The 16,521-nt window shown below is 45.3% G+C and carries 15 protein-coding genes and 1 riboswitch; all 15 genes read right to left on the bottom strand.

Annotated elements, in window-relative coordinates:
• Positions 1 to 18 precede the first annotated feature (18 nt).
• Positions 19 to 921 carry a carbohydrate ABC transporter permease gene (locus C6P39_RS16910; RefSeq protein WP_104804568.1) on the bottom strand — a complete coding sequence of 301 codons (903 nt, stop codon included), beginning with the start codon at positions 919 to 921 and terminating at the stop codon, positions 19 to 21.
• Between the two features lie 74 nt (positions 922 to 995).
• The gene (locus C6P39_RS16905) at positions 996 to 2,282 is read right to left on the bottom strand and encodes an ABC transporter substrate-binding protein (protein ID WP_104804567.1); all 1,287 of its coding nucleotides are present in this window, start codon (positions 2,280 to 2,282) and stop codon (positions 996 to 998) included.
• Between the two features lie 18 nt (positions 2,283 to 2,300).
• Positions 2,301 to 3,353: a LacI family DNA-binding transcriptional regulator gene (locus tag C6P39_RS16900; protein WP_104804566.1), complete on the bottom strand. Its 1,053-nt coding sequence runs from the start codon at positions 3,351 to 3,353 to the stop codon at positions 2,301 to 2,303.
• A 346-nt stretch (positions 3,354 to 3,699) separates the two neighbouring features.
• Entirely contained in the window at positions 3,700 to 4,749 is a 1,050-nt protein-coding gene (locus C6P39_RS16895; protein ID WP_104804565.1) for an NAD(P)-dependent alcohol dehydrogenase, read from the bottom strand.
• Between the two features lie 409 nt (positions 4,750 to 5,158).
• Positions 5,159 to 6,337 (bottom strand): phosphoribosylaminoimidazolecarboxamide formyltransferase, encoded by a 1,179-nt coding sequence (locus C6P39_RS16890; protein ID WP_104804564.1) that lies wholly within the window; start codon positions 6,335 to 6,337, stop codon positions 5,159 to 5,161.
• Positions 6,338 to 6,364: 27 nt separating this feature from the next.
• Positions 6,365 to 7,078: an IMP cyclohydrolase gene (locus C6P39_RS16885; RefSeq protein ID WP_104804563.1), complete on the bottom strand. Its 714-nt coding sequence runs from the start codon at positions 7,076 to 7,078 to the stop codon at positions 6,365 to 6,367.
• Between the two features lie 102 nt (positions 7,079 to 7,180).
• A riboswitch (ZMP/ZTP riboswitch) is annotated at positions 7,181 to 7,259 on the bottom strand.
• 192 nt (positions 7,260 to 7,451) lie between these two features.
• Positions 7,452 to 8,651, bottom strand: coding sequence for a class I SAM-dependent rRNA methyltransferase (locus tag C6P39_RS16880; RefSeq protein ID WP_104804562.1), 1,200 nt, complete (start codon positions 8,649 to 8,651; stop codon positions 7,452 to 7,454).
• Positions 8,652 to 8,764: 113 nt separating this feature from the next.
• Positions 8,765 to 9,358: a M48 family metallopeptidase gene (locus C6P39_RS16875; protein WP_104804561.1), complete on the bottom strand. Its 594-nt coding sequence runs from the start codon at positions 9,356 to 9,358 to the stop codon at positions 8,765 to 8,767.
• Positions 9,352 to 10,224 (bottom strand): methionyl aminopeptidase, encoded by an 873-nt coding sequence (locus tag C6P39_RS16870; protein ID WP_104804560.1) that lies wholly within the window; start codon positions 10,222 to 10,224, stop codon positions 9,352 to 9,354. Before C6P39_RS16870 ends, C6P39_RS16875 begins: the two co-directional genes overlap by 7 nt.
• A 5-nt stretch (positions 10,225 to 10,229) precedes the next feature.
• Positions 10,230 to 10,883 (bottom strand): SGNH/GDSL hydrolase family protein, encoded by a 654-nt coding sequence (locus C6P39_RS16865; RefSeq protein WP_104804559.1) that lies wholly within the window; start codon positions 10,881 to 10,883, stop codon positions 10,230 to 10,232.
• A gap of 3 nt (positions 10,884 to 10,886) precedes the next feature.
• Positions 10,887 to 11,429 carry a GNAT family N-acetyltransferase gene (locus C6P39_RS16860; RefSeq protein ID WP_104804558.1) on the bottom strand — a complete coding sequence of 181 codons (543 nt, stop codon included), beginning with the start codon at positions 11,427 to 11,429 and terminating at the stop codon, positions 10,887 to 10,889.
• Positions 11,426 to 11,929, bottom strand: a complete 504-nt coding sequence (locus C6P39_RS16855) for a GNAT family N-acetyltransferase (protein ID WP_104805970.1) — start codon at positions 11,927 to 11,929, stop codon at positions 11,426 to 11,428. Before C6P39_RS16855 ends, C6P39_RS16860 begins: the two co-directional genes overlap by 4 nt.
• A gap of 500 nt (positions 11,930 to 12,429) precedes the next feature.
• Positions 12,430 to 14,286 carry an IS1634 family transposase gene (locus C6P39_RS16850; RefSeq protein ID WP_104804557.1) on the bottom strand — a complete coding sequence of 619 codons (1,857 nt, stop codon included), beginning with the start codon at positions 14,284 to 14,286 and terminating at the stop codon, positions 12,430 to 12,432.
• 731 nt (positions 14,287 to 15,017) lie between these two features.
• The gene (gene rbr / locus C6P39_RS16845; RefSeq protein ID WP_104804556.1) at positions 15,018 to 15,614 is read right to left on the bottom strand and encodes a rubrerythrin; all 597 of its coding nucleotides are present in this window, start codon (positions 15,612 to 15,614) and stop codon (positions 15,018 to 15,020) included.
• Between the two features lie 78 nt (positions 15,615 to 15,692).
• Complete coding sequence (locus tag C6P39_RS16840) at positions 15,693 to 16,292, bottom strand: cytidylate kinase-like family protein (protein ID WP_095171369.1); 600 nt, start codon at positions 16,290 to 16,292, stop codon at positions 15,693 to 15,695.
• Positions 16,293 to 16,521: the final 229 nt, after the last annotated feature.

Genomic DNA, 16,521 nt, shown 5'->3' with positions numbered 1-16,521 from the left:
TCCGCGTCCTGCTGCGCATCAATCATCATAAAACACCAGTTTTTTCTGGCATATCATCTGTACTGCCGTGATTGCCAGAATCAGAAGAAACAGCATTAAGCTGATCGCTGCACCGTAGCCCTTATGGAACTTCACAAAGGACTGCTCAAAGAAATAAGTGACCAGAGACCTGGATGCCTCTGTTCCGCTGCTTCCCTGAGGAATCATCAGGTAGATAAAATCAAAGATCTGAAATACATTTATGACCGTTGTGACACAAACAAAGAAAATGGATGGGGACAGCAACGGCAGTGTGATCTTAAAAAACCTCTGTACTCCGTTTGCCCCGTCAATTTCGGATGCCTCCCTATAGCAAACCGGAATGCCCTGTAATCCGGCCAGCAGCACGATCACCTGATAAGCCACGCTGGCCCAGATAAATACTATGGAAATAGAGTATAACACAATCCGGGAATCCGACAGCCAGGCCACTGGCTCCACTCCAAATTTCCCCAGTATTTCATTGAAAATACCAAATTTATAATTCATCAGCCATTTCCACAAGAGTCCGATCGCAGCCGGCAAAGTGACGGCCGGCAGAAAGATACAGACCCGGAAGGCTCCGATTCCCTTTACTTTGGAATTGAGCAAAACAGCCAGCAGCACAGCCAGTATCACCACCAGCGGCACGCAGATGACTACATACAGAATGGTATTAAGAAACGCCTGATAAAATGCGTCATCCTGGAATAGCTTCACATAGTTTTCCATCCCCACAAACTTTGGCGTTCCAAAACTGGACTTGTTTGTAAAGCTATAATAAACGTTCTGAAAAAACGCACCGATAAAAAACACGATCACCCCTGCCATCAGCGGCGCGATCATCAGGTATCCTGTCCTTATCTCCCGGCGCCTCAGGGAACCTTTTTTCTGTCTTTTCATCAAACACCCTCTCCTGTCATTTTTAAAAACGGAAGTGCTGCAGGATCAGTCCTGTGCAGCACTTCCACTCCTTTTTATGATTCGCTGTCCAAAGCGCTCTGTGTTGCTTCCTGCATCTGTTTACATCCTTCTTCCGGAGTCAATTCCTTTGCAAATATCTTTGCTGAGATTTCATTTACAGTGGGAAGCCATTCTGCCACACTGGATGACGTTGGGAAAGGAAATCCTGTCTCTGCCACATCAAATATCACATTTACATCCACATGTTCTGCTTTGTAATACTGCTGTGCACTGATCAGTGCAGGGACATCGATCTTTGCCTCTGCCTGCATTTTATTGGATTCCTCTCCTGCCAGATATTTCACCAGTTTCCAAGCTGCATCTTTATTTTTGCTGCTGGAATTCACCGCATAGCCAAGACCGCCGATGACACTCTGATTTCCGCTTTCCTTTGCGGGCATGGCAATGGTTCCCACCTGTTCTGCAAAGCTTGCCTCATCGATGACTGCCGTTTTCCAGGAGCCCATAAAAAGGATCGCTCCCTTCTGGGACAGAAACAGATCTGTTCCCTTTGTATCGGAGAGCACTTCACTTCCGGGCATCAGGTTTTCATCCATAAGCGACACCATATCTGTATATGCCTTTATGGTTCCTTCCTGGTCAAATCCTGCCTTCTTCATATCATCACTCAGAACATAACCTCCTGACTGGTTGATAAAATTAAAGAAAGATGGCTGCGGATCCAGTTCCATCAAAATCGGATATTCATCGGAGCCTGCTTCTTCAATCTTAGATTTTAACTGTCCTGCCAGACCCTTCATATCTTCCCAGGTCCACCCTGCCTGCGGTTCCTCCACACCGTATTTCTCAAAAATACCTTTGTTATAGAAGACCTGTACGGTGTCCATTCCTTTCGGCATACAATATTGTACGTCGTTGTAATTGTAAGCATCTTTTACAACACTTACATAGTCATCCATATTTATCTTGTCCTTCTCAATATATTCGTCCAATGGTTCCAAAACACCGGCCTCCGCGTATTTTGGAAGATATGTATTCATCCAGAACACATCTGCTGCACTGTCAGAACCCATGGCTGCATCCAGCTTGGTCCAATACTGTGACCACGGCGTCAGCTGTAGTTCCACATCAATATCCGGATTTTCCGTCTCGAATTTCTCCACAATCTCATCAAATACCGGTTTCTGCACTTCATCCCAAAGGGCAAATGATATTTTTGTCTTCTCTGAGCTGTTTTCCTTTTTTGCCTCGTCTTTACCTGCATCTGTCTGGGAGTTCCCACAGGCCGCCAGAGAACCTACCATTAAGAGTGCCAGCATCATACACATTCTTTTTTTCATTTTGTACCTCCATACCTTTCATCTTTCCGTGTTTTTATTCTCTTTTATAGTTTCCTTTGTTATTGCTTTACATTTCCGGTTGATAATACAGGTATCTCCCTGTTCCAGCCGATAGGGCAATGTAATTTCTATATTTTCCTCCTTTTTCTGATTCTGGAACGTATCCAAAGTCTGTTCTATCATTTTTTTAATAGGCTGGCTGATCGTAGTCAGTTTTGGTGTCACCTGTCTGGATAAACTGATTCCATCAAATCCCATCACAGATACGTCCTCCGGGACTTTCAGCCCCACTTCAGATAATGCACTAATTACTCCCAGCGCTGCTTCATCGCTGAATGCAAAGGCAGCAGTAAATGATACTCCCTCTCTGATCGCCTGCGCTGTCATCCGGTAACCGCTGTCATATGTCAATTCCCCATACTTCACTTTATTTTCATCAAACTCCAGACCGTATTCTTCAAAAGCTCTCTTACAACCTGTAATACGCTGAAATCCGGAACTGATGCTCTTAGGATGATCGGATAAGATCAGTATCTGTTCGTGCTGCAGATCAAGCAGAAATCTGGCCCCTTCATGTGCGGCTGCCAAATCGTTGATATGAATCATCTTACATCTCTTGTCAGCACTGATAGCCCCGAACATAACCGTCTTGATATTTTTTGCAGCTATGTAATTCAGCATATCCTGGTCTGCATTTTCCTCCAGATAAATGACTCCCGTGATGTCCAGCTCTTTAAAAAACTGTTTGTACGCCTCCCCCCGTTCCATAACAGGGATAAATACCATTCTGTATCCGTATCTTGGCACAGCTTCCAGCAGTTCTTTCAACACCTCACTGAAATATGCCAGCTTCAGGTTCGGTATCAGAACAGCTATGACACCGGGATTTTTTTGTTTATACACAGGTGTATATGCAAGTTCCCGGACAGCTTCTTCAATTCTCTTTGCAGCTTCTGTTGTCACAATGTTCTTTCCGTGAAAATATCTTGAAACAGTAGCCGGTGATACTCCTGCTTTTTTTGCTACATCTCTTATGGTTGCCCCATTTTCATCACCTCTCTTTTGTGCAATATATGCTTTTAACCAAATTTTTCCACATTTTCCTTGTGCTTTTCAACTAACTTTATGAGACTCATTATAAAAACAGCTGTGTAAAATGTCAATATTGTTTCATTTGTTTCATTTTTGTTTCATATGTTTCACATGGTTTTTTCGATTTCCAAGGAATATCCTACTTTTTTACCTTTGTACCGTGAATTCACAACGCAAAAAGACCGCTGCACCTAGGTTTCCTAAATGCAGCGGCCAACATGCCACTCGCTTTATATGCTTTCACACTGTATTAACTCTGCTCTTATCTACACTTTGCCGTAAGAAGCACTTAAATCAGAAAAACATATATCTGTTGACTATTTTATTACTCATGGATCTTAATAACAGCCTTAACAATATCCGCCTTATTCTTCATAGAGAACTCCATCGCCTTATCCGCCTCATCCAGCGGAAATTCATCCGTCACGATTCCCTTCAGATTGATCTTGCCATCCGCAACAGCCTGGATCGCCATAGGATAAATATGACGATAGCGGAACACGGTCTTAAAGGTCAGCTCCTTGTCAAGGGCAATGCTCATAGGCAGTGTTACTTCCCCTGTCCTGCTGTATCCCACAAATACAATGGTAGAGCCTTTTCTGGCCATGAGAATTGCCTGTCTGGATGTCACTTCTGCGCCTGCAGTCTCAATCACCAGATCCGTTCCCCTGCCGCCGGTCAGTTCTTTTACTTTCTCTACAACATCCTCTTTCATGCCATTGATAACGCCTGTAGCTCCCAGCTCCATGGCCTTTTCCAGACGTTTGTCCATCACGTCAACAACGTAAACTTCGCTGACACCTCTGGCCTTCAATGCCATCATGGAAACAAGGCCAATGCAGCCTGCACCCACGACTACTGCCTTCTGTCCCAGATGGGCGTCTCCCTGGATCGCGGCGTGGAATCCAACTGCCAGAGGCTCGATCAGCGCGCCCTCCAGAGTACTTACATTGTCCGGAAGCTTGAAGCAGAGATTCGCCTCATGTGCCACGTATTCCTGGAACACACCGTCAACCGGCGGAGTTGCGAAAAATACTACATCCGGGCAGAGATTATACTTGCCCTCTTTACAAAATTCGCACTGTCCGCAGGTCTTTCCCGGCTCCAAAGCCACACGGTCACCAACCTGCAGATGCTTTACCTCTCTGCCCACTTCCACTACAACGCCGCCCGGCTCATGGCCCAGTACGAATGGTGGTTTTACCACATAATCCCCGATAGCCCCTGTCTCATAATAGTGCAGGTCCGAGCCGCAGATTCCCACATAATCCAGCTTTACCAAAACTTCGTCGTCCTTTGGCTGCGGGATGGGTCTTTCTTCAAAATCCATCTTCTGGATATCCGTCATTATTGCTACTTTCATCATGCCTTCCATCTCTTGTTTTCCTCCTCTTGTGATTGTGCATTATGTGACTTCATTATAAGTCAGAACCGTATAGACTACAAGTGAAATTCATGTCTTTTTCCTTCAAATTTCTTTGATTTGTTACTGTTCACTCCGTGTCCGGTAACACGCTTCACGATGCACAGATATGGAGCATTCTGCCCCATATGGCGCTGGCTGCCTCGGGATTTTCATGCTTCTGGCATGAAAACGCCTCCCGGTACAGTGGCCTGTGAACAGTAACTTTGATTTATCATATTCCCATGCTGTCAGACCCAGGCGGACATCCCCACCTATTCCTCCCCAAAAAATCCCCGGCTTCCCCGCTGACAATAAAATAAAGGCAGGGATAAAACCGGAAACCCGGTCCTATCTCTGCCCAAAGCGGAGGCGAAATTATTTAGTGATGGAACAGACGTATGCCTGTAAATGCCATCGCCATATTGTACTTATTGCAGCACTCGATCACTGCATCATCGCGTACGGAGCCGCCCGGCTCTGCGATATATTTAACGCCGCTCTTGTTGGCGCGCTCGATATTGTCTGAGAACGGGAAGAATGCATCAGAGCCTAATGTGACATCCGTCAGTTTGTCAAGCCATGCACGTTTTTCCTCACGTGTGAACACTTCCGGTTTCTCTTTGAAAATCTTTTCCCAGGCCCCATCAGCCAGAACATCCATGTATTCCTCACCGATGTAAACATCAATGGCATTATCTCTGTCAGCACGGCGGATACCGTCGATAAAAGGCAGATCCAGCACCTTCGGGCACTGTCTCAGCCACCAGTTATCAGCCTTCTGGCCTGCCAGACGGGTACAGTGTACACGTGACTGCTGGCCTGCGCCGATACCGATCGCCTGTCCGTCTTTTACGAAACAGACGGAATTAGACTGTGTATATTTCAGTGTGATCAGAGATATCTTCAGATCCATCAGCGCGTTTGCCGGGATTTCTTTATTCTCTGTCACAATATTGGAAAGCAGCGCATCGTCAATAGGAAGTTCCTGTCTTCCCTGCTCAAATGTGATGCCGAACACTTCTTTATGTTCCAGCGGAGCCGGCTGATAATCCGGGTCGATCTGGATCACATTATAATTGCCGTTTTTCTTCTGTTTCAGTATTTCCAGTGCTTCCTCTGTATATCCCGGAGCGATCACACCATCGGAAACTTCTCTCTTGATCAGCATAGCTGTGTCTTTATCACACACATCAGACAGGGAAATAAAGTCACCAAAAGAGGACATTCTGTCAGCGCCCCTTGCTCTTGCATAAGCACATGCCAGCGGTGATAATTCACCCATATCATCCACCCAGTAAATCTTTTTCAGTACATCTGACATGGGAATCCCAACTGCCGCGCCTGCCGGTGATACATGTTTAAAAGAAGTTGCAGCCGGAAGTCCGGTAGCCTTTTTCAGTTCTTTCACCAACTGCCAGCCATTAAAAGCATCCAGGAAATTAATATATCCCGGCTTGCCGCTGAGAACTTCAATAGGAAGCTCGCTGCCGTCAGCAACATAAATTCTGGAAGGTTTCTGGTTCGGATTACATCCGTACTTTAACGCTAATTCTTTCATATTCCTGTTCTCCTCTATGCTTCTTACTTATTTGTTTTTATTTATGATCCTTGTCTCATACTTTCCGGTTTCAATATCAATAAACCGCACAAACAGAGACACTTTATTGTCCTCATTCAGGCTCTCCCAAACATTCTTTGTAAACCCATCAATGTCATTTGGGATTCCTACCAGTTTCGGTTCTCCCTCAAAACTTGGCAGCGGATTGCCGTCATGCATATAAGTGTGGATAAAATGTCCTTCCCCGGCTGTCGGATTTTCATAAGTGAATGTATAACGGTTACATCCCTCAGGACTTCCGTTGCTGCTCTTCAGAATAGACATGGCATAATGGTATGCTCCATTCTCCACCTGCATAATACCGGAGATTCTCGGTGTATAGTTAGGGCCGTCCGGCTCAAACTCACGAGTTCTTAAGGACTGCTCAAAAGAGATCCCCTTCTCCATACCTTCATAGACCGTATCGGTCTGGTCACCGTTCGTTACAATTGTCTTATTGCCAATCACACGTACCGGTGCATATATGATCAAGCTGGGATCAGTCAGCTTAGACGGGTCAAATGCCTGGGTGCGGATACCCTCTCCCTCTTCCACGAACACACGGTTCCTGCTGTTCTCACTTCTGCCCATGATAAAATATGCCGTAACTGCCTTTGTACCATCCTCAGACTTACCAATAACAATTCCCCTTCCAGGGTATGCATTTTCTCTCAATTCATTCTCAAGTGATAACATTTTCATGAATTCCTTCTCCTTCTCATTTTGACCATAATCATCTGCTGCCAATCCATCGGCAACTTTACCCTAATAAAACATAACAACAAAAAAAGCCCACACTCTGAACATACTTGCCCAGACGGTCGGCTTCCTACGCTTATACTCCCTGTGGTTTATTCCACTTCCGTCAGTCATATAAGCAATTTAAACATTATCACGTAATCTTCCCCTTGTCAACGCTTTTTGACAATTTTTATCAAAAAATTCCTATACGCATTCTAAATCACCACCCTCCCTTCACAAACCGGCCAATACCAGGCAAGGGATACAGAGGACTGGATAACTCTTCCTTCCCCCGGTCCTTTGCTTCCCTTGCCGTCCATCCTCTTTTTCCCTCCTACCCTTCACACACCTGAAAAATATAAAACTTCAGATAATAAGACTCCTCCGCCGCCCAAAGTATGGGATGATCCGCTGCCTGCGTCCGATACTCCACCTGCCGCAGCCTCTTATGCACATTCCTTGCGGCCTGCCCGATGGTCTGTGTAAACATCTCATAAGACATAAAATGCGAACAGGAACAAGTCGCCAAAAACCCCCCGTCCTTCACCAGCTTCATAGCCCGCAGATTGATCTCCCGATACCCTTTCACCGCATTCTTAACAGAATTCCGGGACTTGGTAAACGCCGGCGGGTCCAGTATCACCACATCGAACTTCTTCCCCTCTTCCTCCAGCTTGGGAAGCAGCTCAAACACATCCTCACACACAAATTTCACTGTCTCTGACAGCCCGTTCAGCGCGGCATTTTCCCTGGCCTGCTCCACTGCCAGTTCGGAAGCATCCACTCCCAACACACTCTTTGCACCTGCGATCCCTGCATTCAAAGCAAATGACCCTGTGTGTGTAAAACAATCCAGCACCTTTGCTCCTTTGCATAATCTCTGAATCGCCAGCCTGTTATACTTCTGATCCAGGAAAAAACCGGTCTTCTGACCATCCTCCACATCAACCAGATATTTTACTCCATTCTCACAAATCTCCACTTTGGTATCAAAAGGTTCCCCCATAAACCCTTTGACAAGCTCCATCCCTTCCTGCCTTCTCACTTTGGCGTCACTGCGCTCGTAAACGCCGCGGATGACTACGCCGTCCTGCGCCATCTCCTCCTTCAAAAGCTCCAGGATCTTCCCTTTCAGCCTGTCAATCCCCAGCGCCAGGGACTGCACCACCAAAATATCAGAAAATTTATCCACAACAAGTCCGGGCAGAAAATCCGCCTCACCGAAGATCACACGGCAGCTGCCGGTATCCACTGTCTTTTTCCTGTACTCCCAGGCATCCCTCACCCGTTTTCGCAGAAATCCCTCATCTATCTCCTGCTCTGATCTTCGTGTCATCATGCGGATCCTGATCTTGGAGTTGGTGTTGATAAACCCTCTTCCCAGGGGATAACCGTCAAAATCGTGTACCATCACCATATCCCCATTCTCAAAACTTCCCAGGATACTGGCCACCTCATTATCGTATATCCACGGACCTCCCGCTTTCAGGGAACGTCCTTCCCCCTTCTTCAGTGTCGCAATTGCCAGACTCATGTGTCTTCCTCCATTTTTCTATTTTTTCTGTCCCAGCACAATATAAGCAATTCCGCATAGGAGACCGCCTGCTGTGCCAATTTTCTGCTGCTTTTGAATAATTCCATGTAAACTTACGGTTGCACCCCGCTGTTTAAGCGGGTTTTCACATCTTTCCACCGAGGATAGAACACATCCATATATCCGTAAAAAATCCCGTTGTGCCCCCGCTCCAGAAGATGCACCAGTTCGTGAGTGACCACATATTCCAGACACTCTTCCGGATATTCCGCCAGCCAGACATTGAGCCAGATCCTCTTTTTTTCCACATTGCAGGTTCCCCATCTGGTTTTCATATCCCTCAGACGCCACTCCTCTGCGTGGACTCCCACTTTCTGTTCGCACTCCTGTATGACACGGGGCAGTATTTTTTCAAGACGCATTCTGCATTCCTGTTTTTTTGCCTCCCGATCCTGACCTTCGTATATTTCCCAGGGGGGCAGGTTTTGGCCCTTCTTCTTCCGATGTTCCTCTATCCAATCCATTCTCTCCCGGATAAATCTTCTGATATCGCACTCCGGCATTTTAAGAGGCGCGGAAACCCGGATACTTCCGTCCGCCCCCACACGCAGATACATATTGCGAATGGCTTTTTTCGTCACCTGGATATCCAGTCCGTTCTCGGTCCATTGATAAATTTTCACCCGTTTTCCGGCTGTCTTTACCATGCCAGGACCTCCGGGCCGTTTTCGGTCACAAGGACCATGATCTCCCACTGTGCGGAAGGCAGTCCATCCTCTGTATAAACCGTCCACCCGTCATCCTCATCAATAAAGATCTCACTGGCCCCCATATTCACCATGGGTTCTATAGTAAACAGCAGCCCCGGCGCCATGACCATACCGGTGCCAGCCCTGCCAATGTACCCCACCCACGGGTCTTCATGGAACTCCAGCCCAATACCGTGGCCTCCAATCTCCTTCACCACACTGTAGCCGTTTTTCTCTGCATGTTCATGGACTGCCTGACTCATATCCCCCAGAAATCCCCAGGGTCTTACCTGCTTAAGCCCTTTCTCCACACATTCCTTTGTAACCTGCACGAGACGCTCTTTCTCCTGTCCCACATCACCGATACAGAACATTCTGGAGGAATCAGAATAATATCCGTTCAGGATCGTGGATACATCCACATTGATGATATCCCCCTCCATAAGTACGATCTCCTCCGACGGAATGCCGTGGCACACCTGGTTGTTGATGGAGGTGCAGACACTGTTTGGAAATCCCTCATAATTAAGGGGTGCCGGCACGGCATTGGCCTTTGTGGTGATGTCATATACCCAGCGGTCAATCTCGGCTGTGGAAATCCCCTCTTTGATATGTTCCGCAACATAATCCAATATGGCAACATTGATCTCAGCGCTTTTTTTGATACCCGCGATCTGTTCTGCCGTCTTAATGATTTCACGCTTCGGTACGATCCTGCCCTGGGACTGCAGATGGTTCAGCTTATCATCAAAAGGTCCATGGCATTTCTTATATTTTTTTCCGCTTCCGCACCAGCACGCGTCATTTCTTCCTAAATTATTCAAATCCCTTACTTCCTTTCCCGGAGGATCTCCCTCAATTTTTCTGTTACAGCCCCGGCAAGCGCTCTGTGCCCCTCCGGATCCAGATGGACGGAATCCTCCGCACAGGGCAGTGTCACTGCCGCGGCATCCAAAAAAGCGCAGCCCTGCTGCCTGGCCGCCTCTCTGTAATAACCGGCCAGCTCATTTGATATTCTCACTGCACGCTCCCCGCCGAACATGGGCGAAAATTTGTGACTTATAATTTCTTCTCTGATCTTTAAAGGGGATATCAGCAAAATTTCCGGCATAGGCTCACGATCTTCACGAAAATACATCTTTATGGTTTTAACCAGTTTTTCCGCCCCTGCGGCCACATCGGCGGCAGTCAGGGAAAACCTCTGTTTCATATCATTTGTCCCAAGCATTAATACCACCACATCCAGGGGACTGTGGCTTTCCAGGCAGGGGATCAGGTATTGCAGACCATTTTTCGTGCCTTCAATGGGATCATCCCAAACCGTTGTCCTCCCATTCTGGCCTTCCTCGATGATCCGTACCCCTTCCTCCCTCAGGGCCTCCTGCACCAGACTGGTCCAGCGCACTCCCCATGGGAAACGGTTTCCGGTCACACCGTCATATCCATGGGTATTAGAATCTCCATAACATAATACATTTTTCATCTCTTATTTCTCCATTGCCTCGTATTCTTCTCTAGTGATGCGGAACAAGTCATGGGGCATATGGATCCCATAGTAATACTTAACAAAGGAACCTGCCTTTTTCATGCCGTTTCTCCCTGCCACATTCCGGGATGCCGTATTGCTGTCCCGGATGATAGAATATACTTCCTCCGCCTTTAATGTCTCAAAAGCATAGTCCCTGCAGGCCCTGGCTGCCTCTGTAGCGTATCCATGATGCCAAAACTCTTTGCAGAATAAATACCCCACCTCCAGCACCTGTCTGCCCTCACAATCCTGCATGGTAAGGCCGCACTGTCCGATGAATCCTCCTGTCTCCTTCAAGATAACAGCCCATAATCCAAAACCATACTGTCTGTAACGCTCTAACTGCCGATCCAGCCATTCCCGGGCTTCCTCATCCGAAAAAGCATGGGCGTAGGCGTACATTACCTCCGCATCCTGCAGCATTTTGTTTAAAGAAGCCTGGTCCTCCTTACACAGCTTTCTGAGCACAAGGCGTTCTGTCTCCAACACAGCATTTTTCATGATCCCATCTCCTTCTGGTATGCGATTCTCGGTGTTCCGTCTTCCATATATACAGTTCCGCAGGGTTTGAAACCATTTTTTTCAAACACTCTCTGCATGGTCTTATTTTTCTGATGTGTGTCACCCCGCATGTTTTTGCACCGAGTCAGACACCACTGTACACAAAACGTTGCCACACCTTTTTTTCTGCCTGCGGAAGCGATCCGGTGCAGGAATCCATAAGGCTCCTCATTCAACCAGCACCCACCCTCTATCTCTCGGTAATTGGGTTCTTCTCCTATACAGTACATAAAAACTCCTTCTATTCCATCCGATGACTCACAGATGTATAACACATTACGGTTCAAATCCGTTTCCACGTCTTCCCTTGCCGGATAACCGTTTGTCCACTGCCCCGGGTTTCCGTTCTCTGCCATGTACGCCCTTGCCTGTTCATACAGGGCCATGATCTCATCTATATCTTTATCCTTTGCTTTGCGAATATGAAATTCTGTGTCCATCAATCTGATATCCTCTCCTGCCATGCTCTTTGCCGTATTCATTCCGTACTTTGTTTGTCCGTAAAACAGCTATGCACAGTATAGCACGATTTTTTCTGATTTTCCACATGGCCCACAGGATTTATCGCGGGTTCCTATTGTTTCAATCTTTTATAATTTTCAGATTATATAATAATTTTCAATCTATTTACAGTTTCAAATATTTTTATCCATAAATTTTCATTTTACTTATTGACAAATACAAACATGACTGTTATAATCCCGTTTTCGACACTTGAAAAAGAATAAAGAGAAGAGAACCCTCATAAATACTGGGTTTTCTTCTCTTCTTAGTTTGAAAAAAATGTTGTATGGAATCCTTCTTAGGTGATTTTTTTTATTTTTTGATTCAGCTCTTTAGGCTGGTAGTATTTTTTGTCCAGGCCGAGATCAAATATTCCATTCAGGGCAGTGCAGACCTCGCTGCTTGTGTAAGTGGCTGTATAAAACATATCCTNTTCTTAGGTGATTTTTTTTATTTTTTGATTCAGCTCTTTAGGCTGGTAGTATTTTTTGTCCAGGCCGAGATCAAATATTCCATTCAGGGCAGTGCAGACCTCGCTGCTTGTGTAAGTGGCTGTATAAAACATATCCTGCGTGTTTGCGACATTCATGTTTTTTAAAGTCTCCAGAATGTCATCTGTTGTAAAATGTGTGCCGTACTGATCAAGTTTTTTCTCTAACAGACGGTAGATCAGAAGCGCCGTGTAGCAGATCATGAAATGTGCAATGATCCGTTCCCGTTTCCGGTGATGTACAGGTCTGGCCTCAAAGTTTGTTTTCAGTACCCGGAAGCAGTCTTCAATCTTATATCTCTGTGAACTGATTTTCAGGATGTTTTCTGCATCATCAGCAAGGTTGGTAGCCACAGCGTAGTAACCGTCATACTTTTCTTCGTTTTCGATGACCGACAGGTCGATCTCATAATGGTCAGAAGCTTTCTCACCATTTTTACCAGTGGAAGTCCGTCTGATGAACCTTGTCACATCATGGGGACCTTTTTTTACGTCTTCCACATGATAATGGGAAAGGATATTTTTTGCCCGCTCTATTTGTGAATTGCGGATATGACGCTGGTATTCCATCATCTTTCTGGAAAAAGTGACAATAACCCTCTGCTTAAGCAGCCCCTTCGACTTGACCATTTTCGTATTCCCGTTTTTATAGACTCTTTCTTCATACAGTCCTGTGTCTACTGCCCGGTCAGCAGTCAGGATTTTGTAGACTTTATCGTTATATAAAGAAAGGTTGTCCTGGCTGAAGCGGTCAAAGGTCTTCATTTCCTCAATGGTGATGGAGGAACCATCGGATAACCGCCTGTAACCATGATCATTGAATACAGCCTGTTGTAAAACATCGGAGAGTTTTTTGACAGACTGTGTGACAATAAAGGCACGTCCGCCCAGGGAATTAAATTTCCTTATGTCGTAGGAGCCAAGACCAGCATCTGCACAATAGATGAAAGGCTTTCCCTGAAACATCTTTGTGATCCTTTTTTCCAATGGGACTGCACATGTCTGTTCGTTATCAGAGCCAGGTGTGATACACATGGAGAGGGGGATGCCGTCCCCATCCATAAAGAGTCCCATCTGTACGAGGGGGGAGGGCTGGTGCTGCTTGGAAGGACCGTAGCGGCGCAGTCCCTTTAGTATTTCGCCAGTTACTTCATCGACATATTCCCCATCTTCATGCTGCGATTCAAAGTAGTAGTTGGTGCAGTCGAAATAGCATACAGAGGTATTGCGTTTGAGGACGTTGAAGCTGCCATGATAAAGCTGCTCCAGATAGCCGCTATAGTTATTTTCAAGAAGATCCATGAAACGGAGGATGTGCTGGTAATCAAAGGAGGGCTGTTCGTAGTAGGAAGAAAGCCTGTCAAAAGTACCAAGTTTTGAACGTGGTTCAAGGATTCTTGCAAAAGTGAGGAACCGGTTGATATTGTCACAGTCAAAAGTGACTTTGGAATCATTCTGAATATCCATAAGAAAAGTTTTCACGCCCAGGTCATGATAGATCTGCTGCAGGGTAAAATAACCCACGTTAAGAAGAGCGGATTTGGAGGCCGTATCAGCAGTATGGGAAAGCTTTTGGGAAAAGTCAATTTTAAAGCTGAGATCTGCCTTTCCTTTTTTGTACTCCTCATTAAAAAGAGCAACCTGTTTTTTTGCATAAGTGAAGGGATCGTCCGTGATAGCCAGCAGTTCGGAATGTTTTCCGATCCGTTTCACATTTTTAGTAGTAGTCTTTTTTCCGTTGCGGATACCCATTTGTATGAAGTAGGTGGGATCCTTGGAATTTCTGTCGTAATACAGTTTCATACCCGAAAACCCTCGTTTTTATTCTATTATAGCACGAAATAAGATATAATACAACCCCATACAACAAATATATTGTTAAAATTTGACAAAAAAATAAGCCACAAATGGCTTAAATAAAGGATTCTTGAAATCCTAGATTATTAGTAAGTGTCGAAAACCCGTCTGTGTCCATCAATCTGATATCCTCTCCTGCCATGCTCTTTGCCGTATTCATTCCGTACTTTGTTTGTCCGTAAAACAGCTATGCACAGTATAGCACGATTTTTTCTGATTTTCCACATGGCCCACAGGATTTATCGCGGGTTCCTATTGTTTCAATCTTTTATAATTTTCAGATTATATAATAATTTTCAATCTATTTACAGTTTCAAATATTTTTATCCATAAATTTTCATTTTACTTATTGACAAATACAAACATGACTGTTATAATGAATTCATAAACAAAGAGAGAACAAAATAAAAACAGAAAGGACTGATACCACCGAAAACGTAAACTACCACTCATAATACAAAAGAAAGGACGGTACGGACCACCAAGAACTTAACGATTTAACTCATAATAAAACAAGGAAGGTAAAGTCCCATGGACACATCAGATTAAAAGAGTCATTCGGAATGTAAACTTCGGATGACTCTTTCCTATTGCTCAGATATCTCTTTTTTTCTGTAACGAAAAAACCCTTCAGGAGGACTCCCAAAGGGTTTGATCATATCTTCTAAATACCACGTTTAATGTGCAAATGGTGAGAGCTCCAGGCGGATGAAATATCCCTGGTCATGGGAGCACACCGGACATTTTTTTGGTGCTTCTTTCCCCCAGTGAACATAACCGCATTTCAGGCAGATCCATCCCGTCTCCACATCAGATACAAAAAGGTTCTTGTCCTCCAGATACTGGGCAAACTTTCCAAAACGGTCCCCATGGAATTTCTCAATATCTGCTATCATATGGAAAGAATTTGCGATCTGTGTAAACCCTTCCTCTTTCGCCTTATCCCCGAAGTTCTTATACACATCATCGTGCTCTTCGTATTCATTGTGCTGTGCCATGCGCAGAAGTTTATCAATATCGGGAGATATATCTACCGGATATCCGCCGTCAATCTGAATTGTCTCTCCTGCCATCTCTTTTAAGTGCTGATAAAAAATGTAAGCATGCTGGCGCTCCTGGTCAGCCGTATAGTTGAAGACAGCCTCCACAACGTGCAGATGTTCTTTTTTGGCCTGTGCTGCAGCAAAGGTGTAACGGTTCCTGGCCTGGCTCTCACCTGCAAAGGCGCGCATCAGGTTTTCTTTTGTTATGCTTTCTTTAAAATCTACAGACATACGATTGCCTCCTGGTATTTATTTTCCATGTTATTTTTTCCAGAAGTTTCAATTTTATACCTGTATTTCACAGCCTTGTCAAATGGTATGATAGAGGGCCTCCAGGATTTCCAGAATCTGTTCCCTGGTAAAGCGGCTGCTGTCCAGACATAAATCATATCCCTTCATGCTGCCCCATTTCTCATCTGTATAATTGTTGTAATAATATTTTCTCTGTTTATCCACTTTTTTGATCAGCTGCTCTGCCCCTCTTTCATCCCAGACGGTCCTTGCCCGGATAGTCTTGATCCTTGCCTCTATGGGAGCATAGATGAAGACGCTTCTGCAGTCCGGTTTATCTCTGAGAATATAATTAGCGCACCGTCCTACGATCACACAGTCTTCCTTTTCGGCGGCCTCCTCAATAATCTCTGTCTGTACATTGAAAAGCACATCATTGAGAGGTTCATAGTGGAACTGCCGCTCCATAGCCATATTCTCATCAAAAGAATAACGCCAGGGGCTTTCCCTCTTCTCGTCCACTTCCTCCAGTTTCTCTTCCGGAAGGTTCTTCTTCTGGGCTGCAAGGGTGATCAAATCCTTATCATAATAATTGATGCCCAGCCGCTCTGCCAGATCCTGCGCGATTTTTCTGCCATTGCTTCCAAATTCCCTGCCAAGTGCTATCACTTTACCCATAACATACCATCCTTCCCTATGCAAACACACATATAGTTCCTGTCTTAACGAGTGACGGTTCAACCTTCACAGTCACAAGCAAATCTCCGTGTAAAATGGCCCATTGCCATGAAATTTATGCCCGGCTGCTGAATAGTTATCTTAATTAGTAACTGTTCAGTACCCTCACAGTTACAGGCAAAAATCCATGCATAATCGCCTTTGGCGATGGGATTTTTGCTTGGCCGTG

The organism is Blautia marasmi, from assembly GCF_900258535.1.
In the GTDB taxonomy this organism is placed as follows: domain Bacteria; phylum Bacillota; class Clostridia; order Lachnospirales; family Lachnospiraceae; genus Blautia; species Blautia hominis.
This window is presented reverse-complemented; position numbering and strand designations above follow the sequence as displayed.

What these genes read in the sequence shown, in the direction of transcription:
- C6P39_RS16875 (WP_104804561.1), bottom strand. Translation starts at nt 9,358, where the DNA reads ATGGTAAAGACAGCCGGAAAACGGGTGAAAATTTATCAATGGACCGAG.
- C6P39_RS16885 (WP_104804563.1), bottom strand. Translation starts at nt 7,078, where the DNA reads ATGAAAATGTTATCACTTGAGAATGAATTGAGAGAAAATGCATACCCT.
- C6P39_RS16855 (WP_104805970.1), bottom strand. Translation starts at nt 11,929, where the DNA reads ATGGACACAGAATTTCATATTCGCAAAGCAAAGGATAAAGATATAGAT.
- C6P39_RS16840 (WP_095171369.1), bottom strand. Translation starts at nt 16,292, where the DNA reads ATGGGTAAAGTGATAGCACTTGGCAGGGAATTTGGAAGCAATGGCAGA.
- C6P39_RS16865 (WP_104804559.1), bottom strand. Translation starts at nt 10,883, where the DNA reads ATGAAAAATGTATTATGTTATGGAGATTCTAATACCCATGGATATGAC.
- C6P39_RS16850 (WP_104804557.1), bottom strand. Translation starts at nt 14,286, where the DNA reads ATGAAACTGTATTACGACAGAAATTCCAAGGATCCCACCTACTTCATA.
- C6P39_RS16890 (WP_104804564.1), bottom strand. Translation starts at nt 6,337, where the DNA reads ATGAAAGAATTAGCGTTAAAGTACGGATGTAATCCGAACCAGAAACCT.
- C6P39_RS16905 (WP_104804567.1), bottom strand. Translation starts at nt 2,282, where the DNA reads ATGAAAAAAAGAATGTGTATGATGCTGGCACTCTTAATGGTAGGTTCT.
- rbr (WP_104804556.1), bottom strand. Translation starts at nt 15,614, where the DNA reads ATGTCTGTAGATTTTAAAGAAAGCATAACAAAAGAAAACCTGATGCGC.
- C6P39_RS16910 (WP_104804568.1), bottom strand. Translation starts at nt 921, where the DNA reads ATGAAAAGACAGAAAAAAGGTTCCCTGAGGCGCCGGGAGATAAGGACA.
- C6P39_RS16880 (WP_104804562.1), bottom strand. Translation starts at nt 8,651, where the DNA reads ATGAGTCTGGCAATTGCGACACTGAAGAAGGGGGAAGGACGTTCCCTG.
- C6P39_RS16895 (WP_104804565.1), bottom strand. Translation starts at nt 4,749, where the DNA reads ATGGAAGGCATGATGAAAGTAGCAATAATGACGGATATCCAGAAGATG.
- C6P39_RS16860 (WP_104804558.1), bottom strand. Translation starts at nt 11,429, where the DNA reads ATGAAAAATGCTGTGTTGGAGACAGAACGCCTTGTGCTCAGAAAGCTG.